This window comes from Brevibacterium sp. BRM-1, assembly GCF_026802075.1.
GTDB lineage: Bacteria > Actinomycetota > Actinomycetes > Actinomycetales > Brevibacteriaceae > Brevibacterium > Brevibacterium rongguiense.
On sequence record NZ_CP113788.1, the window covers coordinates 1,370,312 to 1,393,711 of the forward strand.

Below are 23,400 nucleotides of genomic sequence, written 5' to 3' on the forward strand. Positions count from 1 at the left end.
TCCGGCACGGCATCCAGCCGGTCCTCGGGATCCGCGACGAGGCGGGCGAGGGCGTCGACCTGCGCGACTGCCCCCTCTACCCCGCGCCCATCCACCGGCTGCTCGAGCACCTCCCCGCGCTCATCCGCCGCGCCCAGGTCGCCCCCTTTGACGTGCAGCGCCGCCGGGGCGACCTCAAGCACGTGCTCGTCACCTGCGGCGACGGGGGCGCGCTCATGGTGCGCTTTGTCCTGAGCTCCCCCAAGTCCATTGCCCGCATCGCGGAGCACCTGCCCTCGCTCCAGGCCGCCGTGCCGGGTGTCGAGGTCGTCTCGGCCAACCTCAACCCCGGCCACACCGCGGTGCTCGAGGGCCCCGAGGAGATTCACATCGCCGGGGCGGACTTCCTGCGGGTGACGCAGGGGCGCATCCCGCTGCGCGTGCGTCCCCAGTCGTTCCTGCAGACGAACACCGCCGTGGCCAGCCGGCTGTACGCGCAGGTGGGTGCGTGGATCGACGAGCTCGCCGAGGCGCGGGCCGGGGCGGAACCGGCCGCGACCGCGCACGCTGCCGCCGCCCCGGAGCCGCTGCGCGTGTGGGACCTGTTCTGCGGGGTGGGCGGCTTCGCCCTCCACTGCGCGCCGCCCGGCACCGCCTCAGCAGGAGCGCCCGCCGCGGTCGCATGCGCAGCCGCCGCCCCCGCAGGTGTGGCGAGCGCCCCACTGGCTGAGGTGCCGCGCACCGCGCCGACTGGAGTGCCGCGCACCGGCGCGACGGGAATGCGCGGGGCCGCCGCAGCCAGGCCGAACCCCGCCGCGCGCAGCGTGACCGGTGTGGAGCTCAGTGACCAGGCCATCGCCTCGGCGGCGGAGACGGCGGCGGAGCTGGGCCTGGACGCGGACTTCATCGCCGCCGACGCCTTCGCCTGGGCGCGCGCCCAGGCCGAGCGCACCGGCCCGCCGGACGTCCTCATCGTCAACCCGCCCCGGCGCGGCATCGGGGAGGCGATGGCCGCGTGGATCGAGGCCAGCGGCATCCCCGACGTCGTGTACTCCAGCTGCAACCCCGCGACCCTGGCCCGGGACCTCGCCGCGATGCCGAGCATGCGGGTCGCGAGCGCGCAGCTGCTCGACATGTTCCCCCACACCGCCCACGCCGAGGTCCTCACCCGCCTGGTGCACACGGCAGGCTGAGGGCCCGCGCGGCGCGCCGCCGCGTAGGATGAGCGACCATGCGCCCACTCCTCCGCTTCTGGCCCGACATCCGGGCACGGCTGGGCACATACTCGCTGGTCATCGTGCTCACGCTGATCGGCAATGGCATTACGCTCGTCATCCCGCTGCTCACCGGGGACATCATCGACGGGCCCATCGCCCACCACAACCTCGCGGGTCTCTGGGCACCCGCGCTCGCGATCCTCGCGGTGGGCATCGCGGAGGCCGCCGCGCTGTTCGGCCGGCGCATGATCGTCGCCCCGGTCGCCTCGCACTGGGAGATCGTGTGGCGCGGGCGCCTCTATGACCGCCTCCAGTACGTCTCCGTGCCCACGCACGACGCGTGGGAGTCGGGCCAGCTGCTCTCCCGCGCCACGAACGACATGTCGCAGATGCGCCGGTTCTTCGCGTTCGGCGGCCCCTTCATCGTCGTCACGCCCATCGTCATCCTCATCGGCACGATCGTGCTCACCGTGATGCAGCCGGTCTTCGGGCTCATCATCGCGCTCATGGCGGTCCCCACGATCGCCGTCATCGCGGTCTTCGAGTCGAAGTACCGCATCACCTCCCGCCAGTCGCAGGACACGATGGGCGAGGTCACCACCGCCGCCGAGGAGTCCGTCCAGGGGGTGCGCATCCTCAAGGCATTCGGCCGCGAGCCGTGGATGGCCCGGCGCTTCGACGCCCTCGCGCAGCGCCTGGCCGGCCTCGAGGTGCGCAAGGCCAAGCTCGACTCGTGGCTGTGGGGCACGATCCTGTGCCTGCCCACGCTCGCCCAGGCAGCGATCCTCGCGGTGGGCGCGTGGGGCGTGCTCGCCGGGTGGACGACGATCGGCACCGTCGTCGCGGCCGTCACGATCACGATGGTGCTGCGCATGCCCATCGAGATGTTCGGCTTCCTCCTCTCCGATCTCCTCATGACCATGACCGCAGCCGCCCGCTACTGGGAGGTCATGGACCTGCCGCTGGGCATCACGGACGCCGGAGGCGCGATCGCCGACGCGCCGCCGGTGCGCGCGTGGCGCGGACGCGTCGACTTCGACGACGTGGACTTCCGCTTCGGCGATGCGGCCGCGGACACGCTCACCGGCCTGAGCCTGCACATCGAGCCGGGCCGGACGGTGGCGCTCGTGGGCGCCACGGGCTCCGGCAAGTCCGCGCTCGCCGCCCTCATCCCGCGCCTGCAGGACATCACGGGCGGCGCGGTGCGCCTGGACGGCACGGACATCCGGGACATCCCCCTGGGCGAGCTGCGCTCCCTCGTCGCCGTCGCGTTCGAGGACCCCATCCTCTTCTCCGCAACGGTGCGCGAGAACGTGGCGATCGGTGCGCCGGGCGCCGATGACGCGCAGGTGCGCCGGGCACTCGGCATCGCCCAGGCCCTCGAATTCGCCGAGGCGCTGCCCGAGGGGCTGGACACGCAGGTGGGCGAGCAGGGCATGGCGCTCTCCGGCGGCCAGCGGCAGCGGCTCGCCCTCGCCCGCGCGATCGTGGGCACCCCGCGGGTGCTCGTCCTCGACGATCCGCTCTCCGCGGTCGACGTGGACACGGAGGACCGCGTCCAGCGCGAGCTCGCCCGCGTGCTGCCGGACTCCACGACGCTCATCATCGCCCACCGTCCCTCCACCGCGGCGCTGGCCGACGAGGTGGCGGTCCTCCACGAGGGCCGGATCGCGGCCCGGGGCACCCACCACGAGCTGCTGCGCACCTCGGCGCTCTACCGCGACCTCATGGGCGCGAGCCCGACCACCGGCCCCGCGGCGGCACAGGACTCGCCGGCCCCGGGTGTGGCTGCCTCGGGTGCGGGAGCGATGGGTGTGGCTGCGGGCTTGGCTGTGGAGGTGTCCGAGGCCGGGGCTGCGACCGCCAGCGGAACTGCGGCGCGGGCCGAAGCGGTGGCAAGCAGCGGGTCCGTGGCCGATGCCGGGACCGCGGACCAGACCGCAGCCGGAGGAACGGCGAGTGCCGATGGCGCGCCGGGCGCCGCGAATCCCACAACCTCAGCCGAGGGGGCGGCGGGCGCCGCGGTGCCCGGGTCTCGGGAGCCCGACGGCGCCTCCGCACCCCCGGAGGAGGCGAGCCGATGAGCGCGCCCGCGAGCGCCTCGGCGGAGGCCGAACCCGATGCGCTGCCCCCGGACATCTCCAAGCGTGCCAGGCGCCTGCTGTTCTCGCTCGTGCGCCCGCGCCTGGGCTCGGTCATCGTGCTCGCGCTCGTCATCGTCGTCTCGGCGTGCGCGGCGACGATCGGCCCGGTGTTCGTGGCGCAGGCCCTCGACGACGGCCTGCCGCGGGCAGCGGACGGCGACTTCGGCGCCCTGTGGTCGGCCATCGCCGCCTTCGTGGCGTCCGCGCTGGTGGGCGGCGCAGCCTCGTTCACCTCGACCCGGCTCATGGGCATCACCGCCCAGCGGATCATGCTCGACCTGCGCCGGCGCCTCTTCCGCCACATCCAGCGCCTGGACCTCGGGTATCACGAGCGCTCGACGTCGGGCAGGCTCGTGGCGCGCCAGAGCTCGGACATGGAGTCCGTGCAGGACTTCCTGTCCTTCGCGCTCATCGAATCCGCGCTGGGCATCCTGTCGATGGCGGCGATCGCGGTCATCCTCGTGTGGCTCAACGTGCCGCTCGCCCTCATCGTCTTCGCGGGCTTCATCCCCCTGTTCTTCGTCTCACGGGCCGCGCAGCGCGCCCAGCGCACCGCATACCGCCGCACGCGCACGTCGATCGCGAAGGTCATCGTGCACTTCACGGAGACGATGGGCGGCATCCGCGCCGTCCAGGCCTTCCGCCGCCAGCCGGCGGGCCGGCACACCCTCGCCCGAGAAGACGAGCAGTACCGCGACGCCAACACCGACGCCCTGCGCGGGGTCGCCTGGTTCTCCGGTCTGACCCGCCTCATCGGCAACGTCACGCAGTTCGCGATCGTCATCGTGGGCGCCTGGCTCGTCCTCGAGGACGCCGCCCAGGTGGGCGTGCTCGCCGCGTTCCTCCTCTACCTGCGCCGCTTCTACAACCCGCTCGACGAGCTGGTCCAGAGCTTCAACCTCTACCAGTCGGCCTCCGCCGCGCTCGAGAAGATCACGGCCGTCCTCGACACGGAGCCCGCGGTCGCCGAGGCGCGGGAGCCGGTCGCGCTGCCTGCGGCCGGCGGCGGTGAGCGCGCGGGCGGCGGCCGCGGCGGACGGGCGGACGGCGCCGGACGCGCGCTCGAGTTCCGCGGCGTCCGCTTCGCCTACGGCGACGGGCCGGATGTCCTGCCGAGCTTCGACCTCGCCGTGCCGGCGGGGCAGACGGTCGCCCTCGTGGGCTCGACGGGTGCGGGCAAGTCGACGCTCGTCAAGCTCCTCACCCGCTTCTACGATCCGAGCGCCGGCGCGGTGCTGCTGGACGGCGTGGACCTGCGCGAGGTCGCCAATGCGCAGCTGCGCCGCGCCGTCGTCATGGTCACCCAGGAATCGTTCCTGTTCTCCGGCACGATCGCCGACAACATCCGCGTCGGCCGGCCGGAGGCCACCGACGCGCAGGTCGAGGCCGCCGCCCGCGCGGTCGGCCTGGACGACTACGTCCGCCGCCTGCCCGCGGGGTACGCGACGGACGTGAAGAAGCGCGGCGGGCGCCTGAGCTCCGGCCAGCGCCAGCTCGTGTCGTTCGCGCGGGTCTTCCTCGCCGATCCGGACGTCTTGGTGCTCGACGAGGCGACCGCGCACCTCGACATCCCCTCCGAGCGGCTCGTGCAGAACGCCCTGGAGACCGTGCTGCGCGGCCGCACCGCGATCGTCATCGCCCACCGCCTGTCGACGGTGGAGATCGCCGACCGCGTGCTCGTCATGGAGCACGGCCGAATTGTCGAGGACGGTGCGCCTGCAGACCTCATCGCCGGCACAGGCCGCTTCGCCCAGCTGCACGCGGCCTGGCGCGACACGCTGGCGTAGCACCGGCGGCCGTTCGCGCACACCGCGCGGTCCGAGCGGCGGTGAGACGCTGGTGCGGTGCTGGGCGAACCCCGGACTCAGGCTGGGTCTTGAGTCTCGGCTGCAGCTTGAACCGGTTCCCGAGCCTCAGGTTCGGGATCGGGCCGGGCCTCGAACCTCGCGTTGGGGCTTGGCCGCGGACTCGGTCTCGGGCTCGGGTGCTTGCTCGGGCTCGGCCTCCATCTCGAGTCTGGGCCTCGGACTGGGGTCTTGGCCTCCGGCCTCGGGTCGCGGGCTTTGGGCCTCCGGGGCAAACTCGTACTCATCCCGAGTCTTGAGTCTTGGCGACGGTTCGGACTGGGCCTCGAGCCTCGGGTACGGGGTCGGACTCGGTTTCAGACTCGTCGTGAATCTCGAGTCTTGGCCTCAGCTTGCGATGGGCCTCGAACCTCGGGCTCGGACTGGGCCTTGGATTCGTGCTCGTGCTCGACACAGACGGCGCCTCGTACCTCGCACCTCGCACCCCGGGCATTCGCCTATGTCCGAGCGGAAGTTTTGGGCCCGCGAGTCTGTTTCCGAAGAAGAACGCGCACCCACCCAAGCACCCGGTCGCCGCGGCGCCGGAGGAAGCGAGGACCACCATGGCAGAGCAGGACCGCTACGACTACGCCATCATCGGCGCGGGGGTCGCGGCCGCCAGCGCGGCGGCCGCCATCCGCGAGAAGGACGCGAACGGCAGCATCGCGATCATCGGCCGCGAACCCGACGGCCCGGTCTACCGCCCGGCTCTGTCGAAGGACCTCTGGGTGGACGGGGAGGCAAGCCTCGAGGACAACTGGCTGCTCGACGATGGCATCGGCGCCGTCTTCCTCCCCTCGATATCGGTGACGGCGATCGACACCGCGGCACACGCGCTCACCCTGTCGGACGCCTCGCAGGTGGGCTACAGCCGCCTGCTCATCGCCACGGGTGCGGAGCCGCGCACCATCGACCTGCCTGATTCCGCGCGCGTCGTCTACTACCGCACCGCACAGGACTACCGCCGACTGCGCGAGTTTGCGAAGCCGGGCAGCAGCGCCGTCGTCGTGGGCGGCGGCTACATCGGCTCGGAGCTCGCGGCGGCACTGTCGCTCAACGACGTAGCGGTCACGCTCATCGTGCCCGGCAAGCAGGTCCTGCAGCAGATGTTCCCCACCATCGTCCTCGATGAGATCGAGCGCGCCCTGCGCGAGCACGGTGTCACGCTCGTCACCGGGGCTCGTGTCACCGGCGGCGCCGTGCACGGCGATTCCGTCACCGTCACAACCGAAGCCGGCGAGTCCTACTCCGGCGATGTCGTCGTCGCGGGCCTGGGCGTCGTGCCGAACGACCAGGTCACCCGGCAGGCCGGACTCGAGGTGGGCAATGGGATCGTCGTCGATGAACGCCTCGCTACGAGCGCCCCGGACGTGTGGGCCGCCGGCGACGTCGCCTCCTACCCCGACGCGCTCCTGGGCGTGCGCCGCGTGGAGCACGTGGACAATGCCGAGCACCAGGGCACCACGGCGGGTCACAACATGGCGGCCGCAGCCGCCGGCAAGGACGAAGAGACCTACACGTACACGCCCATCTTCTGGTCCGACATCTACGACTTCGGCTACGAGGCCGTGGGCACCCTCGATGCGAGCCTCGAGATGGTCGAGGACTTCACCTCAGACCACAGCGCCGGGGTCGTCTACTACGTCGACGGCGGCCACGTGCGCGGTGTCCTGCTCTGGAACGTCTGGGACTCGACGCCTAAGGCCAAGGAGGTCATCGAGCAGTCGGCGCAGGAACCGCTGAGCGCCGAGCAGCTCAAGGGCCGCATTCCGCTGAGCTGAGCACGGGCAAGGACAGGGGCGCGGGGTGAAGTCTTCACTCGATTGTCCCAACGGCATCGGGTGAAGAGTTCGCTTCCCCACCGCCGTGCCGGTGGCCGAAAACCCTTCACCCGATGCGCAGCGCGCGATCAGGTGAAGGGTTCTTCCGAGGGCACCAATCAACCGACCGGGTAGCTGGCAACGGCGAGCGCTCACGGCGCGCCGCGCTCGTTGAGCAGCCGCCGGACCTGGTCGACGATCCACGCGCGGGCCATCGTCTTCGTCGCGCGCAGGACGATCCAGCCGTCGCACTCCATGGCGAAGTAGCGCTGCAGGTCGTACCCGAACTGCTGCGGATCGACGCGGTGGTGGTCGCCCTCGTACTCGAGCGCGATGCGCGGCCGGTCGTAGGACAGGTCCGGGTGGATCGTGCCGAGTCCGCGGATGTGGATCGGCTGCGCGACCGCGGGTTCGGGCAGCCCCGCATCGACCAGCGCCAGGCGCAGTCTCGTCTCCGGCGGCGAGCGCACTCCCGCGCGGCAGCGCGCCACCGCGGCGAGCAGCACCGCCCGCCCCTTGTAGGCGCGCTCGTCCGCGACGAAGTGCCGGAGCTTTTCCAGGTCCACGGTGTCCGCGCACCGCCCACCGCCGACGAGCGCGTCGAGCACGACCACGAGGTCGGTCTCCGACAGCCGCGGTGCCAACTCGAGCAGGGCGCACCGCAGCCGTTGCACGCGCACCCCTGCGACCTCCACTGGCTCGTAGCGCAGGCTGCGCCGGTCGTCCACGGCCGCGTGGGTCACCCGGCTGCCACCGCGCGGGACGACGACCTCCAGGCGGCCCGGGCGGACGGGCAGGCCCTGGAGATATGCCGACGAGAACCCTGCGGCGATCGCGTCCGGCCGCTTGACCTGCAGGCATGCCAGGGCATTGCGCAGACGCCAGAAGTCCTCATCCTCTTGCGCCCAGGCCGGAGCCTCGACGACGTCGACGACGTCGGGTGAGAGTCGAACGCCCGGGACGATAAGGCCGCCCAGTTCCCGGGCGTACGTGCGCATCTCCCTCACCGCGAGCCGCGATGCCTCGCCCCGGGGGTGCTCACTCGCCCGCACCGGGCGCCGGACCCGGACGCCGATACTCCCGCCCTCCACCCCGAAGCGCGCGGTCCCGGCGGTGAGAGAGGTGGCAGCCGGGTCCCGAACGGCGTGGGGATCGTGGATCACGACCGGGTCCTGGCGGCGAGTGGATCGTGGGTCGCGAGGCGGCCCCGGGCAGCGACGGGTAAGCGGGCAGCGTGGGTAACGCCGGCAACGCGAGGGACCCCGGCAGCATGCTCATCCCGGGCAGCGAAGCGAAACCGGACAGCATCGGGAGTCCGAGCAGCACGGGGACCCCGGGCAACGCGGGTGCCCCTATTAACGTGCGCATCCCGGGCAGCGAACGCCCGGGCGACGGTGTGATTTGGGGGCGTGACGCGAGCCCGAGCGGGGAGCGCGTCTGCGGCGGGCGGTTCGTCCATGGCGGGAGACTACGGAAGCCGTCCCCGTGGTAGGGGTGCACCGTCCTTGCTGTGGACGACCCTGCGGATGGAGCCGCGCTGTGGACGGCGCCGAGCGGCGAGGTCTTCACCCGATCGGCCGCGCGCCACCGCGTGGAGACTGTGCGGACCTATCCCCGCCCGGACGGTCGGAAACCCTTCACCTCATCCAACAGCACCCACCAAGTGAAGACCTCAGGAACGAACCCGATAGACGATGCCGCCACTGCCGCCCAACCACGCCCGCTCGAAGGCCGCACGGGCGTAGGTCCGCCGCACGCTCGCGTTGTCTGCGGCGGCGGGATCGTGCACGCGCACGTCTCCTTCGGCCGTCACCCCCGAGACGACGAGCAGATGCCCCGCCGTCTCGTAGCCGGCCTCCGGCAGGTCCTCCCGCGCGAACGTCACCGAGGCGGCGAACGGCTCCCCCGCGGCCAGCAGCTCCTCACCGGCGCGCAGATCCGGCAGCGCATCGACGTAGGCGTCGAAGCCAAGGCTGGCCGCCCAGGCCGCGTTGAATGCCCAGTTCCCGGCGCCGCCGTACGAGTAGTCCCACACGCGGCGCATGGTCTCGGCGATCGCGGGCGCTGCCTCACGCGCGCCCAACCCCGGCCTCGACCCTGACCCCGGCCCCGAGCCTGGCCGCACCCCCGACGCCGGCTCCGGCTCCGAACCATTTGCCGCAGGCGTTCGCGCATACGCGAGCAGCATCGCAAGCGAGGTGGGCGAGCACCACGAACCGCCGTCGGCATGCCCCGGGATCGCGCCGGCCAGCCGCTGTGAGAAGGCGGGCAGTCTCAGGTCGATGTCACGGCCCCGCGGCTGCGAGACGGTCGGCTCCGCCGTCGAGGCCCCCGTCTTCGGGCGCGTCAGCACCGAGACCCGTTCGAGCCGGGGCAGGGGGCTGCCCTCCGGGGCGAAGAGCAGCGCACGCACCTCGACGCGGGAGGCGGGACCTCCCAGTTCGGCCTCGTTCACTGCGATCGTGTCCGCATCGACGCGCAGCCCGAACGGTGCCTGGTCGGCCACGGTGTGCGAATGGAAGTCCGGCCAACCGCCACCTCCCCCGGTCGCACCGCCCGGTGTGACTTCGGCCGCTGCACCAACGCCCGCTGCACCAACGCCGGCGGTGCCGACGTCGGCGGTGCCATCGGCTGCGGGGCAGTCGGATCCGTTGGCACCCAAACCGCTGCCGCCGGTCACGTCGTAGTCGATCCCGGCGGACCACCGCGCGGCCACCGCCCACTGCGACCACACGCTGCCGGTGCCCGCGCGCAGCTGCACCTCGATCAGCGTGCCGGGCGGCGTGTGCGCGCGCCAGCTCGCGATCGCCTCGCCGAACGGGGCGACCTCGAACGGCTCGGACTCCCAGAGCCGCGCCCGCACGGGCACATCGGCCAGGGCCGAGACGGATTCGGTCACGCGCTGAGCGGCAACGGATGCACCGGGGGCGACCGCACGGGTGCCCTTGGTGCCCGGCCCGGGAGCTCGACTGCCCACCGCCCGGCCGCTCTCGGCGCCCCCATCCGCTGCGCCGCCGACCGCCGTACCAGCCACGGCCCCGTCCCCCGGTCGATCCCTGTCAGGTTCGGGCCCGGATTCGTCAACGGCACGTGCATCGGCTCCCAGTCCGAACTCGACCGGCGATGGGGCGAACGGGTCGCGCAGCACCGTCTCAGCGGCCTTCCCCGTCCCCCACCCCGTGATGTGCGTGATCGTCATTGTCTCTCCCCTCGCCGGCATGCATTCCCACCCGGCCCCTGCCACCGGACTGCTGAGCCGTTGGCACGCCCGGTGTGGCGGACGTCCACCGTCCCCGGCGTTCACTCTCCATGGACGACCATGCGGCTACGGTGACCAGACCTGTCCTGGGGATGCCCTCGACCTGAGCCGCGCGATCCTTCCGCGCTCGGTCCCCCGAGGTTCGCTGAACACCGCCACCCCAACGCCATCAGCGCTCGCCAGGCGCTTTCAGCCTGCACCGGCCCGCCGCTCAGTCCGTCGTGACGGCACCCTTCGCGGCGCTCTGGACGAGCTTCGCGTACTTGCCCAGCACCCCGTGCAGCCGCGGGTTGGCCGGCAGCTGCCAAGCGCGCCGGCGCCGCTCCATCTCGTCCTCGCTGACATCGAGTTCGATGGTGCGCTCGGCGATGTCGACCCGGATGGGATCGCCGTCCTCGATGAACGCGATCGGCCCGCCGTCCACGGCCTCCGGCGCCACGTGGCCGATGCACAGGCCGGTGGATCCGCCGGAGAACCGGCCGTCGGTGATGAGAAGGACGTCCTTGCCGATCCCCGCGCCCTTGATGGCGCCCGTGATCGCGAGCATCTCCCGCATCCCCGGCCCGCCCTTGGGGCCCTCGTAGCGGATGACGACGACGTCGCCGGGCTTGAGCTCGCCGTTGAGCACGGCGTCCATGGCCGGCTGCTCGCGGTCGAAGACGCGCGCGGTGCCCTCGAAGACGTCCGCGTCGAAGCCCGCGGACTTCACGATCGCGCCGTCCGGGGCGAGTGAGCCCTTGAGGACCGTGAGCCCGCCGGTGGGGTGGAGCGGGTTGTTCAGGGCGCGCAGGATCTTGCCGTCGGGGTCCGGCGGGTTGATGTTCTTGAGGTTCTCCGCGACCGTCTTGCCGGTCACCGTCATGCAGTCGCCCGTGAGCAACCCGTTGTCCAACAGCGCCTTCATGACGACCGGCACGCCGCCGATCTTGAAGACGTCGTTCATGACGTAGTCGCCGAACGGCTTGACGTTGCCCAGGTGGGGCACCTTGTCGCCGATCCGATTGAAGTCGTCGAGCTCGAGGCGGACCCCGGCCTCGTGGGCGATGGCCAGCAGGTGGAGCACCGCGTTCGTCGAGCCGCCGAACGCCATGACCACCGCGATCGCATTGCACAGCGACTCGTACGTGATGATGTCCTTGGTCGTGATCCCCCGGCGCAGCAGGCCCACGACGGCCTCGCCGGACTGGCGGGCGAAGACGGTGCGGTTGCGGTGGATGGCCGGCGGCGCGGCGGAGCCGGGCAGGGACATGCCCATCGCCTCGGCGGCCGAGGCCATGGTGTTGGCCGTGTACATGCCGCCGCACGCGCCCTCGCCGGGGCAGACGGCCCGCTCGATCGCGTCGACGTCCGCCTCCGTCATCTTCCCGGCCCGGCAGGCGCCCACCGCCTCGAACGCGTCGATGAGGGTGACCTCCTTCTCCGTGCCGTCGGAGAGCTTGGCTGTGCCGGGCATGATCGAGCCGTTGTAGAGGAAGGCGCTGGACAGGCCCAGGCGCGCGGCGGCCATGAGCATGCCGGGGATGGACTTGTCGCAGCCGGCCATGAGGACGGAGCCGTCCAGGCGCTCGGCGCCGAACACCGTCTCGACCGAGTCCGCGATGACCTCGCGGCTGACGAGCGAGTAGTGCATGCCCTCGTGGCCCATGGAGATGCCGTCGGAGACGGAGATCGTGCCGAACTCCAGGGGGTAGCCTCCCGCGGCGTGGACGCCCTCCTTGGCGAATCCCGCCAGCTTGTCGAGAGTGAGGTTGCACGGCGTGATCTCGTTCCACGACGACGCGACGCCGATCTGCGGCTTGCCCCAGTCGTCGTCGCCCATGCCCACCGCGCGCAGCATGCCGCGCGCGGCCGCGCGCTCGAGGCCGTCGGTGACGTCGCGCGAGCGCGGCTTGATGTCGATACCGGGCTCGGCCTGGGCCGCGGCGGGGACGAAGTCGGGGGTCTGAGAGCTCATCCGCGCAGTCTATGACCGGCCTCGCGGGCGTCCGCGCCGCGGGTCGCATGGCGGACGCCGGCCCCGCGCGCCGCCGGGCCCGCGCGGTGACGCGTCCCGTGCGCTCGAGCCCCGGGTCCGTTCGGCGGGGCCTTTTGCGCGCACTTTCATATCCGAATCCGCCGCCGAGGCGCGGGCCTGTCCATCGCCCCCGCCCGCCCGAGCGCCTGCCCGGCCTCCGCGCCCGGGCGCCTGCCCGGCCTCCGCGCCCGGGCACCCGCCCGGCCTCCGGACCCGGGCGCCTGCCCACCGGCCCCGACGCCGGCTGACCGAACGGGCCACCGGCGCGCCGCACTCTCGCTGGCAGACCACTGGCGCCGAGAATATCCGACCCTGGCACCCCAAGGTCCGCTTGACCGGTCTCAGTGTTCCCTCGACCGGCCTCCTGCCGAACGAACCCCTGTGGGGTGCTCGCCGCGCAACGGCGCGTGCCGATCCTCCAGCCTGCTCCCCCTCCAGCGCCGCAGCGCTTCCCTGCCCGGCCCTGGCGACCGGGACACCGCCGAAAATGCCACCGCGAAGAGTCCGCCGCTCATGGGCGATTGCCCCACGGCGGCTGCCCGCGTCCCCCTGTTCGCTCCTCGAAGTCAAGGCCCGCGCCCCGCCGCAAGACCCGCGGTCCCACCCCTCATCGACCCATGCACCGGTATGCAGGTGAGTCCTACTGTGGAGGCGTCCTACCAGCGATGCCGCCGGCCAGCGGCGGCCAAGGAGATCCCCATGCGAGCCCTGCGATTCCACGCCGACCACGACATCCGCGTCGAAGACATCCCCGAGCCCGAGCTGCGCGAGGGCGCCGTGAAGATCCGGGTGGCCTACTGCGGCATCTGCGGCACGGACCTCCACGAATACCTCGACGGCCCCATCTTCTGTCCCGGCCACGACACCCCGCACCCGCTGAGCGGCGAGACCCTTCCGGTGACCCTGGGCCACGAGATGTCCGGCGTCGTCGAGGAGGTGGGCGCCGGGGTCGACTCGGTCAAGCCGGGCGATTCCGTCGTCGTCGAGCCCTACTTCGTGTGCGGCGAGTGCCCCCAGTGCCGGCGCGGCGACTACCACCTGTGCACGAAGATGGGCTTCATCGGCCTGGCCGGCGGGGGCGGCGGCCTGAGCGAGAAGATCGTCGTCGATGAGCGCTGGGTCCATCCCGTGGGCGATGTGCCGCTCGACGAGGCCGCGCTCATCGAGCCGCTCACCGTGGCCTACCACGCCGTGCAGCGCTCGGGCGTGCGAGCCGGGCAGTCGGCGCTCGTTTCCGGGGCGGGCCCGATCGGCCTGCTCACGGCCGCAGTGCTCAAGGGCCTGGGCGTCACCGTCATCGTCTCCGAGCTCGCCGAGGCGCGCAAGAAGATGGCGCGCACCACCGGTGTCGCGGACCACATCGTCGATCCCAGCCAGGAGGACGTCGTGGAGCGCGTGCGCGAGATCACCGGCGAGGGGCCGGACGTGGGCTTCGACGCGGCCGGCGTCAACGCGACGATCAACACGCTGCTCAACGCCGTGCGCCCCGGCGGCGTCGTCGTCATGGAGGCCATCTGGGGCCACCGGGCCGAACTCGACATGCACGCCCTCGTGGTCCGCGAGATCGACCTGCGCGGCACGATCGCCTACGTGTCCAATCACGCGGACACGATCCGCATGGTCCAGGACGGCAAGATCGACCTCAAGCCGTTCATCACGGCCGTGCTCGGGCTCGACGAGGTCATCGACAAGGGCTTCGACACCCTCATCAACCGCCCCGAGACCGCGGTGAAGATCCTCGTGGATCCCTCGAAGTAGACCGCTCACACGCCGCGAGGGCGGGGGCCGGGAATTCCCGGCCCCCGCCCTCGCGGCGCTGCGCGCTCAGGATCCGACGGCGTTGAGGAGGTCCTCGCCGGCGGCGATCCGGCGCACCTGCTGGGCGAGGATCGCGATGATGCGCGGTTCGAACGCGCTCGTGTCCCCGCCCTCGTGGGGCGTGATGAGGGTGTTCGGGGCGCGCCACAGCGGGTGGTCGCTGGGCAGCGGCTCCGGGTCGACGACGTCGAGCGCGGCCTGGAGCCTGCCGGATTCGAGCTCGGCGAGCAGCGCGTCCGTGTCGACGACGGCACCGCGGGAGACGTTGACGATCATGGCGCCGTCTGGCAGTCGGGCGAGGAAGTCCGCATCGACGAGGTGGTGGGTCGCATCGGTGAGCGGGGTGATGAGGAAGACGAGCTCCGCGCGCGGGAGCACCTCGCCCAGGTCATCGCTTGCGTAGACATGGCCGTGCTCGTCGTCGCGCTCGCGGCTGCCGGCGCGCAGCACCGTGACGCCGAAGGGCTCGAGGCGGGCGCGGATCTCCTCGCCGATGCCGCCGACGCCGACGATGAGCGCGGTGCGGTCGACGAGCGACCAGCGCCGCTCGTGGGCCCAGGTGCCCGAGGGCATGTTGCGCGCGGCGACGTCGATCCCGCGCAGCCGGGCGAGCGCGAGGCCCACTGCCAGCTCCGCGGTGGCCGCGGCGTGGGCGCCGGCGCCGGTGGCGATCCGGATGCGGCCCTCGAAATCCGCGACGGGGTCATAGCCCGTGCTCTGCATCTGGATGAGCTTGAGGTGCGCCAGGCCCTCGAGCGCGGACACCGCCTCGCCTGCCCCCATGTAGGGCATGACGACCGCGTCGATGTCGTCCGGGTCCGGCGCGCTGCCACCCGCGGACTCGCCGCCGCCCACCGATTCGCCGCCGCTGGTACCGCCGCCGGTCTCGTTGCCCGGCCCGCGGCGGCCCTCGGGCGACCAGACGATGAGGTCGAGGCCTGCGCGGTCGTCCGCGGGGACCTCGGCTTGGACCGCGTCGCGCAGCGCCGCGGTGGGGAAGGCGATCGTGTGGATGTCGAGCGTCGTCATGGCCCCAGTCTGGCAGACCCGGCCGCGGTCGCGCAGAGACGCGAGCCCGGCCGCGCAGAGGCGCGGCCGCGACGACTCGTAGCCGCGCCCCGGCCTCGGCGCCGAGTGCCAGCGCGGGCGTGACCCCGCCTACAGGCCAGGGGCGCGGCGCTCGAGCGCCGCGGGCCGTGGCCCGGCGGGCCCGGGCCCCTGGCCCGGCGGGCCCGGGCGGCTCAGCCCATGTTGAGCAGCTGCTCGAATGGCGTGACCTGCGCCGGGTCGAACTCGTCGGGGCGGCGGTGGGGCTCCGCCACCTCGGCGTCGGTGCCCGGAGCCGCGGCGGCGCGGTCGGGTCCGCCCACGCCGGTGCGGATCGAGCACACGAGGCCCATGAGCTCGGCCGCGCCGGCCTCGGCCCGCGCGTTCGGCGAGCCGGCGCCGCCCCCAGCGCCCCAGTCCTCGGTCGCCGCGTAGACGGTGGTGGGCAGCACGATGCCCTTGAGGTAGGCGATGACCGGGCGCACCTGGGAGTCCAGCACGAGCGAGTGGCGGGCGGTGCCGCCGGTGGCGGCGAGCAGGACGGGCTTGCCCTGCAGGCCGCCCTCCGGGAAGAGCTGCCAGAACAGCGTGAAGATGCCCACGGGCGCGGCGTTGTAGACCGGGGTGATCGCCACGACGGCGTCCGCGGACTGGATCTCGGCGAACGCCTCCTCGAGGCGGGGCGTGGGCATGCCCGTCAGCGTCATGTCGACGAGGTCGTGGGCGAGGTCGCGCAGGCTCACGGTGCTCACCTGCGCCTCGGTCCCGGACTCCTCCGCCCGCTTGCGCACGGCGCGCAGGACGCGCTCGCCCAGCGCGGTCGAGGACGAGGACACGGACATGGATGCGGAGACGGCGACGATCTTCATCGGGACTCCCCCTTCTGCTCGCTGTGCTCTGGGTGCTCGGCCGGGTGGGCGGCGCTGCCCCCACACCCTATGACAGCCCGCGGGGGCGAGGCCGCGCCGGCCTCGCCCCCGCGCGGCTCAGCCCTGGGAGCCGGCGCCGCCGGCCCCATCGGACTTCGTGGCGCCCTCGGACTTCTTGGATTCCTCGGCCTCGCGGCGGGCGCGCTCCTCGCGGTCCTTGAACGCCTGGGAGTCGCGGCCGCCGCCGGGGATCGGGTCCTTGTCGGCCTCGTGGCGCGCGACGAGCCACTCGTGGGTGGGCGCCTCGGGCACCTCGGGCGAGTGCTGGGCGGCGAACTCCTTGCGCAGGGTGGGCAGGACGTCCTCGGCGAGGAGGTCGATCTGCTCGAGCACGGTCTTGAGCGGCAGGCCCGCGTGGTCGACGAGGAAGAGCTGGCGCTGGTAGTCGCCGGCCCATTCGCGGAAGGACAGCGTGCGCTCGATGACCTGCTGCGGCGAGCCCACGGTCAGCGGGGTCTGCTTCGTGAAGTCCTCCATGCTGGGGCCGTGGCCGTAGACGGGCGCGTTGTCGAAGTACGGCCGGAACTCGTTCCAGGCCGCCTGCGAGTCCTTGCGCATGAAGACCTGCCCGCCCAGGCCCACGAACGCCTGGTCGGCGGTGCCGTGGCCGTAGTACTCGTAGCGCTGGCGGTAGAGGTTGACCATGCGCTGCGTGTGGTACGTCGGCCAGAAGATGTTGTTGTGGAAGAAGCCGTCGCCGTAGTAGGCGGCCTGCTCGGCGATCTCGGGACTGCGGATGGACCCGTGCCACACGAACGGCGGGACGCCGTCGAGCGGGCGCGGGGTGGCGGTGAACCCCTGCAGCGGGGTGCGGAACTTGCCCTCCCAGTCGAGGTCCTCCTCGCGCCACAGCCGGTGGAGCAGGTTGTAGTGCTCGATGGCCAGCGGCAGGCCCTGCCGGATGTCCTTGCCGAACCACGGGTAGACGGGGCCGGTGTTGCCGCGGCCCAGCATGAGGTCCATCCGCCCATCGGCCAGGTGCTGGAGGTAGGAGTAGTCCTCGGCCAGGCGCACGGGGTCGTTCGTCGTGATGAGGGTGGTGGCCGTGCTCAGCTCGATGCGCTGCGTCTGCGCGGCGATGTTGGCCAGCAGGACCGGCGGGTTGGCCGGGGCCGCGAACGGCGGATTGTGGTGCTCGCCGGTGGCGAAGACGTCGAGGCCCACCTCTTCGGCCTTCTTGGCGATCTCGACCGTCGCCTTGATGCGCTCGTGCTCCGTGGGCACGGTGCCGGTCACGGGGTCCGGGGTGACGTCCCCGATGGTGAAGATGCCGAATTCCATGGCCACTCCTTAGTTTAACTTTTAACTAACTTGTGGGGGTGCAACGCGAGGCCTGGGACGCTTATTCCGACACCGGGCCCGCGCGGGGAGAGCGCACGCGCACCGGACGCACCGACCACGCTGGGGGCACCGACCGCGCCGGGGGCCGCCACGCTCGGCACGCCCGCGCGTGGCCCTGACGGGCCCGCCCCGCGCGCCCCGGACTCACCCGCGCCCGGCCCGGGCACGCCGGGCCCGCGCACCTCGGCGCCGCAGGGCACCTCGCCCCGCGCGCTCGAGCCGGCGGCCGCACACACCGCGCCGCCGTCGAACTCGGCCTCGACACGGCGGATGAGGTTCGCGCTGAGCGCGGGCCGGTCGGCCATGACGAAGTGCCCCGAGCGCGTGATGACCTCGGTGATGACGCGGCACTCGCGGGCCAGCTCGCGGGCCTCGGCGAAGACCTCGCCCACCCAGCGCCGCGAGCGCAGCTGGGTGACGAGCCCGGAGGCCGGGAAGATGCCCAGCACCGCCTGCGGGCGCAGGGGCGCACCGGAGCGCAGCGCTGCGAGCTGGCCGGCGCAGTGCTCGAAGTCGACGATCTCGCGCACGAGGCGCCGGAGGAAGCCGGGCTGCACATACGCCAGCGGCAGCACCCCGTGGCGCGCGTAGATCCCCGCCCAGCGCAGGGCGCCCACGAGGATCGAGCCGGTGTCGAAGAGGAAGCGCGCGCGCGCCAGCAGCCGGCGCTGCACCGTGCGCACCAGCGAGTCCTTCGGCGCCGGCCGACCGGCCACGAACGGCAGCCCCGCCTCGCTGAGGGTGGAGCCGTCGAGGAAGACCCCGCCGCGCAGCCGCTCCGGGTGCAGGCGCAGGGCGGCCTCGACGATGTAGGCGCCCATCGAGTGGCCGAGCGCCAGGGCGGGTTCGCGCACTCCGCACGCGTCGAGCACGCCCACGAGGCGCGCGGCCTCGACGGGCAGGGAAACACGGGTCAGCGCGGCGCCGGCGGCCTCGTGGACCGCCTCGGCGCCGGCGAGGGCGCACTCGGCTTCCTGGGGCGAGGCCTCGCGCCAGCCGGGCCGGGCGAAGACGATGACGCGGTGATCGGCGGCGAGCTCCTCGACCAGCGGCAGCCAGTCCGGGATCGCCGAGCCCACGCCCGCGGAGCAGATCACGACCGGCCCGCTGCCCGCGTCGAGGACGCGGGTGCGGCGGCCCAGCACGCGCAGCCAGCGGATCTTCGCGCGTCCGCCCACGCGCCTCAGCAGGCGCATGTGCAGGGCCCCGCTGCCATGACGGCGGACGACGTCGACTTCATGGCCACACTCTATGCGCACCCGGCGACCGCGCAGGGGCGCGTCCAGCGCCCGCCGCACACCCGCTCAGATCCACAGCGCCGGCTCCACGAGCACGGCCGGGTCCACGGGATCGGCGGGATCCGCCGCCGGCGCGGCGGGCGGGCGCGAGCCGGCAGGCGGGCGCGAACTGTCCTGCGAGCGCGAGCCGGCAGGCGCCTCCCCCGCGGACCCCTCGCCGCGGGTGCCACTCGAGCCGCCCGCACCAGCGGTGCGTCCCGAATCACCGCCCGCGCCGTCAGCACCGCCGGCGCCACCCGGCCCCCGCGCGCCCGCCCGATCGCCACCTGCCTGGGCCGCGCCCGCACCCCTGGCCGGCCGCACCGCGGCGGGGATGCCCACGGCCACGGAATCGGCCGGCACATCGCGCACGACGACGGCGTTGGCGCCCACGGAGGAGTTCGCGCCGATCGTGATGGGGCCGAGCACCTTGGCGCCCGCGCCGATCATCGCGCCGTCGCCCACCGTCGGGTGGCGCTTGACCGCCTGCAGCGATGTGCCGCCCAGCGTGACCTGCTGGTAGAGCATGACGTCATCGCCCACCTCGGCGGTCTCGCCGACGACGATCCCGGAGGCGTGGTCGATGAAGAAGCGCCGCCCGATCTGCGCTCCCGGGTGGATCTCCACGCCGGTGAGCGTGCGCACGGCCTGGGAGAGCAGGCGCGCGGGCACCCGGCCCGCGGGCCGCTGCCAGAGGCGGTGCAGGCCGCGGTGGGCCCAGATGGCGTGGAGGCCGGGGTAGCTGAGGATCGTCACGAGGTCGTTTGTGGCCGCCGGGTCGCGCCGCCGCGCGGTCTCCAGGTCCTCGCGCAGGGCCGCGCGCACACCCGGGCGGGTCAGCCCGTAGGCGGCCGCGCCGGCCGCTGCCGCCGCGGCGGCGAGTCCGAACCGCACGGCCCTCAGTCCATGTACTCGGCGAACAGGGGCGTGGAGAGGTAGCGCTCGCCGAAGTCCGGGAAGACGACGACCACGCGCTTGCCCTGGTTCTCCGGCCGGCTCGCCACCGCCTCGGCGGCGGTGAGCGCGGCGCCCGAGGAGATGCCCACGAGGATGCCCTCCTCCTGCGCGACTCGGCGGGCGGCCTCGTTCGCGGCTTCGTTGTCCACTGCGACGACCTCGTCGTAGACCTCGCGGTTGAGCACGCCCGGCACGAAGTTCGCGCCGATGCCCTGGATGGTGTGCGAGCCGGCGGTGCCCTCGCTCAGCAGCGGGGAGGCGGCGGGCTCGACGGCGACGATGCGCACGCCGGGCACCTTGTCCTTGAGCACCTCGCCCACGCCGGTGAGCGTGCCGCCGGTGCCGATGCCGGCGACGAAGACGTCGACGCGCCCGTCCGTGTCCGCGAGGATCTCCTGGGCGGTGGTGGTGCGGTGGATCTCCGGGTTGGCCGGGTTCTCGAACTGGCGGACGAGGACCGCGTTGTCCTGGCCGCCGATCTCCTCCGCCTTGTCCACCGCGCCCTTCATGCCCTCGGCCTTCGGGGTGAGGACGAGTTCGGCGCCGAAGGCGCGCAGCAGGGCGCGGCGCTCCTTCGACATGGACTCCGGCATCGTCAGCACCACGCGGTAGCCGCGGGCCGCTCCGACCATCGCGAGCGCGATGCCGGTGTTGCCGCTCGTGGCCTCGACGATCGTGCCGCCGGGGCGCAGCTCGCCGGATGCCTCAGCCGCGTCGACCATGGCCACGCCGATCCGGTCCTTCACCGAGTTCGCCGGGTTGTAGTACTCGAGCTTGGCGACGACCTCCGCGCCGGTGCGCTCGCTGGCGGCGCCCAGCTTGACGAGGGGGGTGTGGCCGATGAGCTCGGAGACGTTGTCGTAGATCTTCACGGTGCGGTCCTTTCGCGTGCCTGCAGGGTCGGATCCCGCGCGGAGCGGGAGGGGCGGCCCGCCGGGCCGCTGCGCGCGGCATCGCGGGGGGCGCCGGTGACCAGCCAATGGCTTCAGCTGCTCGGCGCGCCGGGCGCCGCCCGCGCGGCCGCCGACGGGCGGGCAGCGCGGGACGGCGCAAGGCGTCCTATGAGCGGCAACTGAGGCCCCGCGCGGCTTATTCCGCCTCCCCGGACTCTTGCAGGCGGCGCATGGGCGGCCCGGGGCCTCCACTAGACTCAGCGGCTATGGCCATCCACCCCATCGTCGTGTGCGGCGAGCCCGTCCTCCACGCTCCCGCGGCCCCCGTCGAGTCCTTCGACGCGCAGCTGGGCGAGCTCGTCTCGGACATGCGCGAGACGCTCGCGGCCTCCAACGGGGTGGGCTTGGCCGCGCCCCAGATCGGCGTGGGCAGGCGGATCTTCGTCTTCGACGCGGACGACGACGAGGCGGGCGTCCACCGCTCCGGCGTGTTCGTCAACCCGATCCTCGTGGCCACGCGCGTGCCCGAGGGCCGCCCCGACCCCGACGACGACTCCGAGGGGTGCCTGTCCGTGCCGGGCCTCGACTTCCCGCTCAAGCGCGCCCACCGGGTGACCGTCAACGGCCGCGACGAGGCGGGCGAACCCGTCTCGCTTACGGTGGAGGGCTGGTTCGCGCGCATCATGCAGCACGAATTCGACCACCTCCAGGGCACGCTCTACGTCGACCGGCTCGAGGGCAAGTGGGCCAAGCGCTGGAAGAAGGCGAAGGCGGAGCTGGGCTACGGCGAGCCCGGCGAGTCCTGGCTGCCGGGCACGGACCCGGACCCGTTCGGCCACTGAGGGCTCTCACGTCCCCGCGGGGACGCCGTGCCCCATCCCGCGCCCGAGGTGCGGGCCGGGGGACGCTCGACCCGCACCCGGGGCGCGCGTCGCCCGCTCGGCCCCCGCCTCGGGCGCGGGACCGCTCAGAGGCGCCGGTCGATGGCCCGGGTGATCATGTCGAGCGCGACGAGGTTCTGGCCACCGGCGGGGATGACGAGGTCCGCGCGGCGCTTCGAGGGCTCGACGTAGAGCTCGTGCATGGGCTTCACGGTGGTGAGGTACTTGTGCTCGACGGATTCGAGGGAGCGCCCCCGCTCGATGACGTCGCGGCGGATGCGGCGCAGGATGCGGACGTCCGCGTCGGTGTCGACGAAGAGCCGGATGTCGAACAGCGCGCACAGCGCCTCATCGGCGTAGATGAGGATGCCCTCGACGATGATGACGGGGCGCGGCTCGACACGCACTGTGGCCTCTGAGCGGTTCTGGTCGGCGAAGTCGTAGACCGGCGAGTCCACGGCCCGCCCCTCGCGCAGCCGGGCGAGGTGCTCGATGAGCAGGGCGTCGTCGAACGCCTCGGGCGCGTCGTAGTTGAGCGCCGCGCGCTGCTCGAATGCGAGGTCGTCGCGGCGGGCGTAGTAGTCGTCCTGGCGCAGCAGCACGCAGCGCCCGCGGTAGGCGTCCATGAGGGCCCGCGTGAGCGTGGTCTTGCCGCTGCCGCTGCCGCCGGCCACGCCGATGATGATGGGGGGCTCCACGCCGCGGCTCAGCGCTCGCCCTGGCGCGCGGAGCGCTCGCCCTCGGGCGCGGGTCGCTCACCCGCGGACGCGTGGGGCGCAGCGGCACCGCGCACGGGCCGGGTGCCCGCGGCATGGGAGCCGCCCGTCTCCCGCTGGGCGGCTGCGAGCCGGCGGTCGAGGTCGTCGAGCCCGTCGAACTCGCCGGCGGAGGCCTCGAGCTCGCCCAGCAGGCCGCGGATCGCATCGCCGTGCGATTCGGCCTCGATGTTGAGCTCGCGGAAGCGCCAGTCGGCGGACTCGTCGTCCGCGGTGTGCGAGAGCACGTCGAGCACCCGGTCCCCCAGCGCGCGCGAGGCCTCGGTGTGCTCGAGGACCGTGAGCTGGCGGTCGAGGTCCGTGAGCCGCCCGTAGTACTCGTGCATCGCGACGACCCGGCCGGCCATCGAGCCGAACGCCTGCGCGAGCTTCTCGCGGTAGACGTCGATCTGCTTGGCGGTGTGCGGCTCGCGCACCCGCTCGAGCTCCGCGCGCAGCTCGAGCAGCTCGCTCAGCCGCACGCCGATCGAGGCGACCGCGTGATCGAGGTCCACGCGCGCCACGTGGTCGGCCAGCACCGGGTGGCTCCAGGCGCGGGTGGCGACGATGCGCCGGGCGGTGGCGACGGCCAGCTGGAAGAGGCGCTGCTCGTCCGTGTCCTGGCCGCCGGGCCCCGGACGCCAGCCCAGCAGCGCGGGCGTGATCCACCGGGCGCGGCCGGCGGCCTCGCGGTCGCGCCGGCGCAGCCGCTTGGGATCGCGCAGGTACTTGTAGCCCGTCACACCGGACACCCCTGCGGTCGCCGCTGCGGCCAGGCCGGTGGCGACCGCGCCCAGCTCGAAGAGCCCGCCGCAGGCCAGGGACAGGACCGCCGTGGGCAGGCCGAACAGCGCGGTGCCGGTGGCGCCCGCCGCCGTCCACGAGGTGAACGAGACGTTCGAGCGGATGATGTTGCGGTTCATGAGGCGCGAGGCCATCGTCCCGCGCAGGCTCGGCTGGCCCGCCGTGCCGGCGCCCACCCGGTAGCCGCGGGCGCTCCACGCGCGGAGCACGGAGTCCGGCACGCTGTCGGGTGCGAGGATGCGGTAGTCGGGCACGCTCGCCGCGCACTCGCTGCGCCACAGGGATCGCCAGGACCTGCTCATCGCCGCCTCCTCGTCTCCGGCCGGTGCCCGCCGCTGCGGGCTGCTGCCAGTGTAGGTCCGCCGGCTGGACCGCCGCTGAGGGCACCACCCCCCTGCCCCGCCGAGGCGCGCAGCAGCAC

At 73.1% G+C, this 23,400-nt stretch carries 16 protein-coding genes and 1 pseudogene; 6 read left to right on the plus strand and 11 right to left on the minus strand.

The features are described from left to right. Positions 1 to 152: 152 nt before the first annotated feature. From BRM1_RS06040 to BRM1_RS06055, 4 genes are all read left to right on the plus strand, one after another. Positions 153 to 1,172, plus strand: coding sequence for a 23S rRNA methyltransferase (locus BRM1_RS06040; protein ID WP_268529288.1), 1,020 nt, complete (start codon positions 153 to 155; stop codon positions 1,170 to 1,172). Positions 1,173 to 1,210: 38 nt separating this feature from the next. Then, on the plus strand, positions 1,211 to 3,280 hold the full coding sequence (locus tag BRM1_RS06045) for an ABC transporter ATP-binding protein (protein ID WP_268529291.1): 2,070 nt from the start codon (positions 1,211 to 1,213) through the stop codon (positions 3,278 to 3,280). After that, positions 3,277 to 5,127: an ABC transporter ATP-binding protein gene (locus BRM1_RS06050; protein WP_268529293.1), complete on the plus strand. Its 1,851-nt coding sequence runs from the start codon at positions 3,277 to 3,279 to the stop codon at positions 5,125 to 5,127. The genes BRM1_RS06045 and BRM1_RS06050 overlap by 4 nt, the downstream gene beginning before the upstream one ends. A gap of 620 nt (positions 5,128 to 5,747) precedes the next feature. After that, a complete protein-coding gene (locus tag BRM1_RS06055; RefSeq protein WP_268529297.1) occupies positions 5,748 to 6,965 on the plus strand; it encodes an NAD(P)/FAD-dependent oxidoreductase in 1,218 nt (405 codons plus the stop codon). A 191-nt stretch (positions 6,966 to 7,156) separates the two neighbouring features. On the opposite strand, the gene BRM1_RS06060 is transcribed toward BRM1_RS06055, so the two are convergent. The 3 genes from BRM1_RS06060 to ilvD form a co-directional block, all read right to left on the minus strand. Then, the gene (locus BRM1_RS06060; protein WP_268529300.1) at positions 7,157 to 8,002 is read right to left on the minus strand and encodes a GTPase; all 846 of its coding nucleotides are present in this window, start codon (positions 8,000 to 8,002) and stop codon (positions 7,157 to 7,159) included. Between the two features lie 674 nt (positions 8,003 to 8,676). Continuing rightward, the gene (locus BRM1_RS06065; RefSeq protein WP_268529303.1) at positions 8,677 to 9,903 is read right to left on the minus strand and encodes a C39 family peptidase; all 1,227 of its coding nucleotides are present in this window, start codon (positions 9,901 to 9,903) and stop codon (positions 8,677 to 8,679) included. Between the two features lie 571 nt (positions 9,904 to 10,474). Beyond that, the gene (ilvD, locus tag BRM1_RS06070; protein ID WP_268529306.1) at positions 10,475 to 12,217 is read right to left on the minus strand and encodes a dihydroxy-acid dehydratase; all 1,743 of its coding nucleotides are present in this window, start codon (positions 12,215 to 12,217) and stop codon (positions 10,475 to 10,477) included. Positions 12,218 to 12,976: 759 nt separating this feature from the next. Between ilvD and BRM1_RS06075 the strand changes: the two genes are divergently transcribed. Further along, on the plus strand, positions 12,977 to 14,035 hold the full coding sequence (locus tag BRM1_RS06075; protein WP_268529308.1) for a 2,3-butanediol dehydrogenase: 1,059 nt from the start codon (positions 12,977 to 12,979) through the stop codon (positions 14,033 to 14,035). A gap of 66 nt (positions 14,036 to 14,101) precedes the next feature. Here the strand turns inward: BRM1_RS06075 and BRM1_RS06080 are convergent, their stop codons facing one another. From BRM1_RS06080 to cysK, 6 genes and pseudogenes are all read right to left on the minus strand, one after another. Then, on the minus strand, positions 14,102 to 15,124 hold the full coding sequence (locus BRM1_RS06080) for an NAD(P)-dependent oxidoreductase (RefSeq protein ID WP_160953313.1): 1,023 nt from the start codon (positions 15,122 to 15,124) through the stop codon (positions 14,102 to 14,104). 212 nt (positions 15,125 to 15,336) lie between these two features. After that, on the minus strand, positions 15,337 to 16,011 hold the full coding sequence (locus BRM1_RS06085) for a CE1759 family FMN reductase (protein WP_268529311.1): 675 nt from the start codon (positions 16,009 to 16,011) through the stop codon (positions 15,337 to 15,339). A 117-nt stretch (positions 16,012 to 16,128) separates the two neighbouring features. Further along, positions 16,129 to 17,352: an LLM class flavin-dependent oxidoreductase gene (locus tag BRM1_RS06090; RefSeq protein WP_160953315.1), complete on the minus strand. Its 1,224-nt coding sequence runs from the start codon at positions 17,350 to 17,352 to the stop codon at positions 16,129 to 16,131. Positions 17,353 to 17,366: 14 nt separating this feature from the next. Beyond that, complete coding sequence (locus BRM1_RS06095) at positions 17,367 to 18,608, minus strand: alpha/beta fold hydrolase (protein WP_268529315.1); 1,242 nt, start codon at positions 18,606 to 18,608, stop codon at positions 17,367 to 17,369. A gap of 390 nt (positions 18,609 to 18,998) precedes the next feature. After that, positions 18,999 to 19,529: pseudogene (gene epsC / locus BRM1_RS06100) on the minus strand (serine O-acetyltransferase EpsC); the annotation flags it as partial. A 59-nt stretch (positions 19,530 to 19,588) separates the two neighbouring features. Then, a complete protein-coding gene (gene cysK / locus BRM1_RS06105; RefSeq protein ID WP_160953318.1) occupies positions 19,589 to 20,518 on the minus strand; it encodes a cysteine synthase A in 930 nt (309 codons plus the stop codon). A 287-nt stretch (positions 20,519 to 20,805) separates the two neighbouring features. On the opposite strand from cysK, the gene def reads away from it, so the two are divergent. Then, positions 20,806 to 21,381 carry a peptide deformylase gene (gene def, locus BRM1_RS06110; RefSeq protein ID WP_160953319.1) on the plus strand — a complete coding sequence of 192 codons (576 nt, stop codon included), beginning with the start codon at positions 20,806 to 20,808 and terminating at the stop codon, positions 21,379 to 21,381. A gap of 125 nt (positions 21,382 to 21,506) precedes the next feature. Here def and udk read toward each other — a convergent pair whose 3' ends face one another. Both udk and BRM1_RS06120 read right to left on the minus strand, forming a co-directional pair. Next, a complete protein-coding gene (gene udk / locus BRM1_RS06115; protein ID WP_160953320.1) occupies positions 21,507 to 22,118 on the minus strand; it encodes a uridine kinase in 612 nt (203 codons plus the stop codon). Positions 22,119 to 22,126: 8 nt separating this feature from the next. Further along, positions 22,127 to 23,281: a hypothetical protein gene (locus BRM1_RS06120; RefSeq protein ID WP_268529321.1), complete on the minus strand. Its 1,155-nt coding sequence runs from the start codon at positions 23,279 to 23,281 to the stop codon at positions 22,127 to 22,129. Positions 23,282 to 23,400 lie beyond the last annotated feature (119 nt).

Excerpts from the sequence above, each read along its gene's own strand:
- BRM1_RS06085 (WP_268529311.1), bottom strand. The coding sequence starts at position 16,011 with ATGAAGATCGTCGCCGTCTCCGCATCCATGTCCGTGTCCTCGTCCTCG.
- def (WP_160953319.1), top strand. The coding sequence starts at position 20,806 with ATGGCCATCCACCCCATCGTCGTGTGCGGCGAGCCCGTCCTCCACGCT.
- BRM1_RS06050 (WP_268529293.1), top strand. The coding sequence starts at position 3,277 with ATGAGCGCGCCCGCGAGCGCCTCGGCGGAGGCCGAACCCGATGCGCTG.
- BRM1_RS06080 (WP_160953313.1), bottom strand. The coding sequence starts at position 15,124 with ATGACGACGCTCGACATCCACACGATCGCCTTCCCCACCGCGGCGCTG.
- BRM1_RS06045 (WP_268529291.1), top strand. The coding sequence starts at position 1,211 with ATGCGCCCACTCCTCCGCTTCTGGCCCGACATCCGGGCACGGCTGGGC.
- BRM1_RS06055 (WP_268529297.1), top strand. The coding sequence starts at position 5,748 with ATGGCAGAGCAGGACCGCTACGACTACGCCATCATCGGCGCGGGGGTC.
- BRM1_RS06090 (WP_160953315.1), bottom strand. The coding sequence starts at position 17,352 with ATGGAATTCGGCATCTTCACCATCGGGGACGTCACCCCGGACCCCGTG.
- BRM1_RS06060 (WP_268529300.1), bottom strand. The coding sequence starts at position 8,002 with ATGCGCACGTACGCCCGGGAACTGGGCGGCCTTATCGTCCCGGGCGTT.
- BRM1_RS06075 (WP_268529308.1), top strand. The coding sequence starts at position 12,977 with ATGCGAGCCCTGCGATTCCACGCCGACCACGACATCCGCGTCGAAGAC.
- BRM1_RS06095 (WP_268529315.1), bottom strand. The coding sequence starts at position 18,608 with ATGCGCCTGCTGAGGCGCGTGGGCGGACGCGCGAAGATCCGCTGGCTG.
- BRM1_RS06120 (WP_268529321.1), bottom strand. The coding sequence starts at position 23,281 with ATGAGCAGGTCCTGGCGATCCCTGTGGCGCAGCGAGTGCGCGGCGAGC.
- ilvD (WP_268529306.1), bottom strand. The coding sequence starts at position 12,217 with ATGAGCTCTCAGACCCCCGACTTCGTCCCCGCCGCGGCCCAGGCCGAG.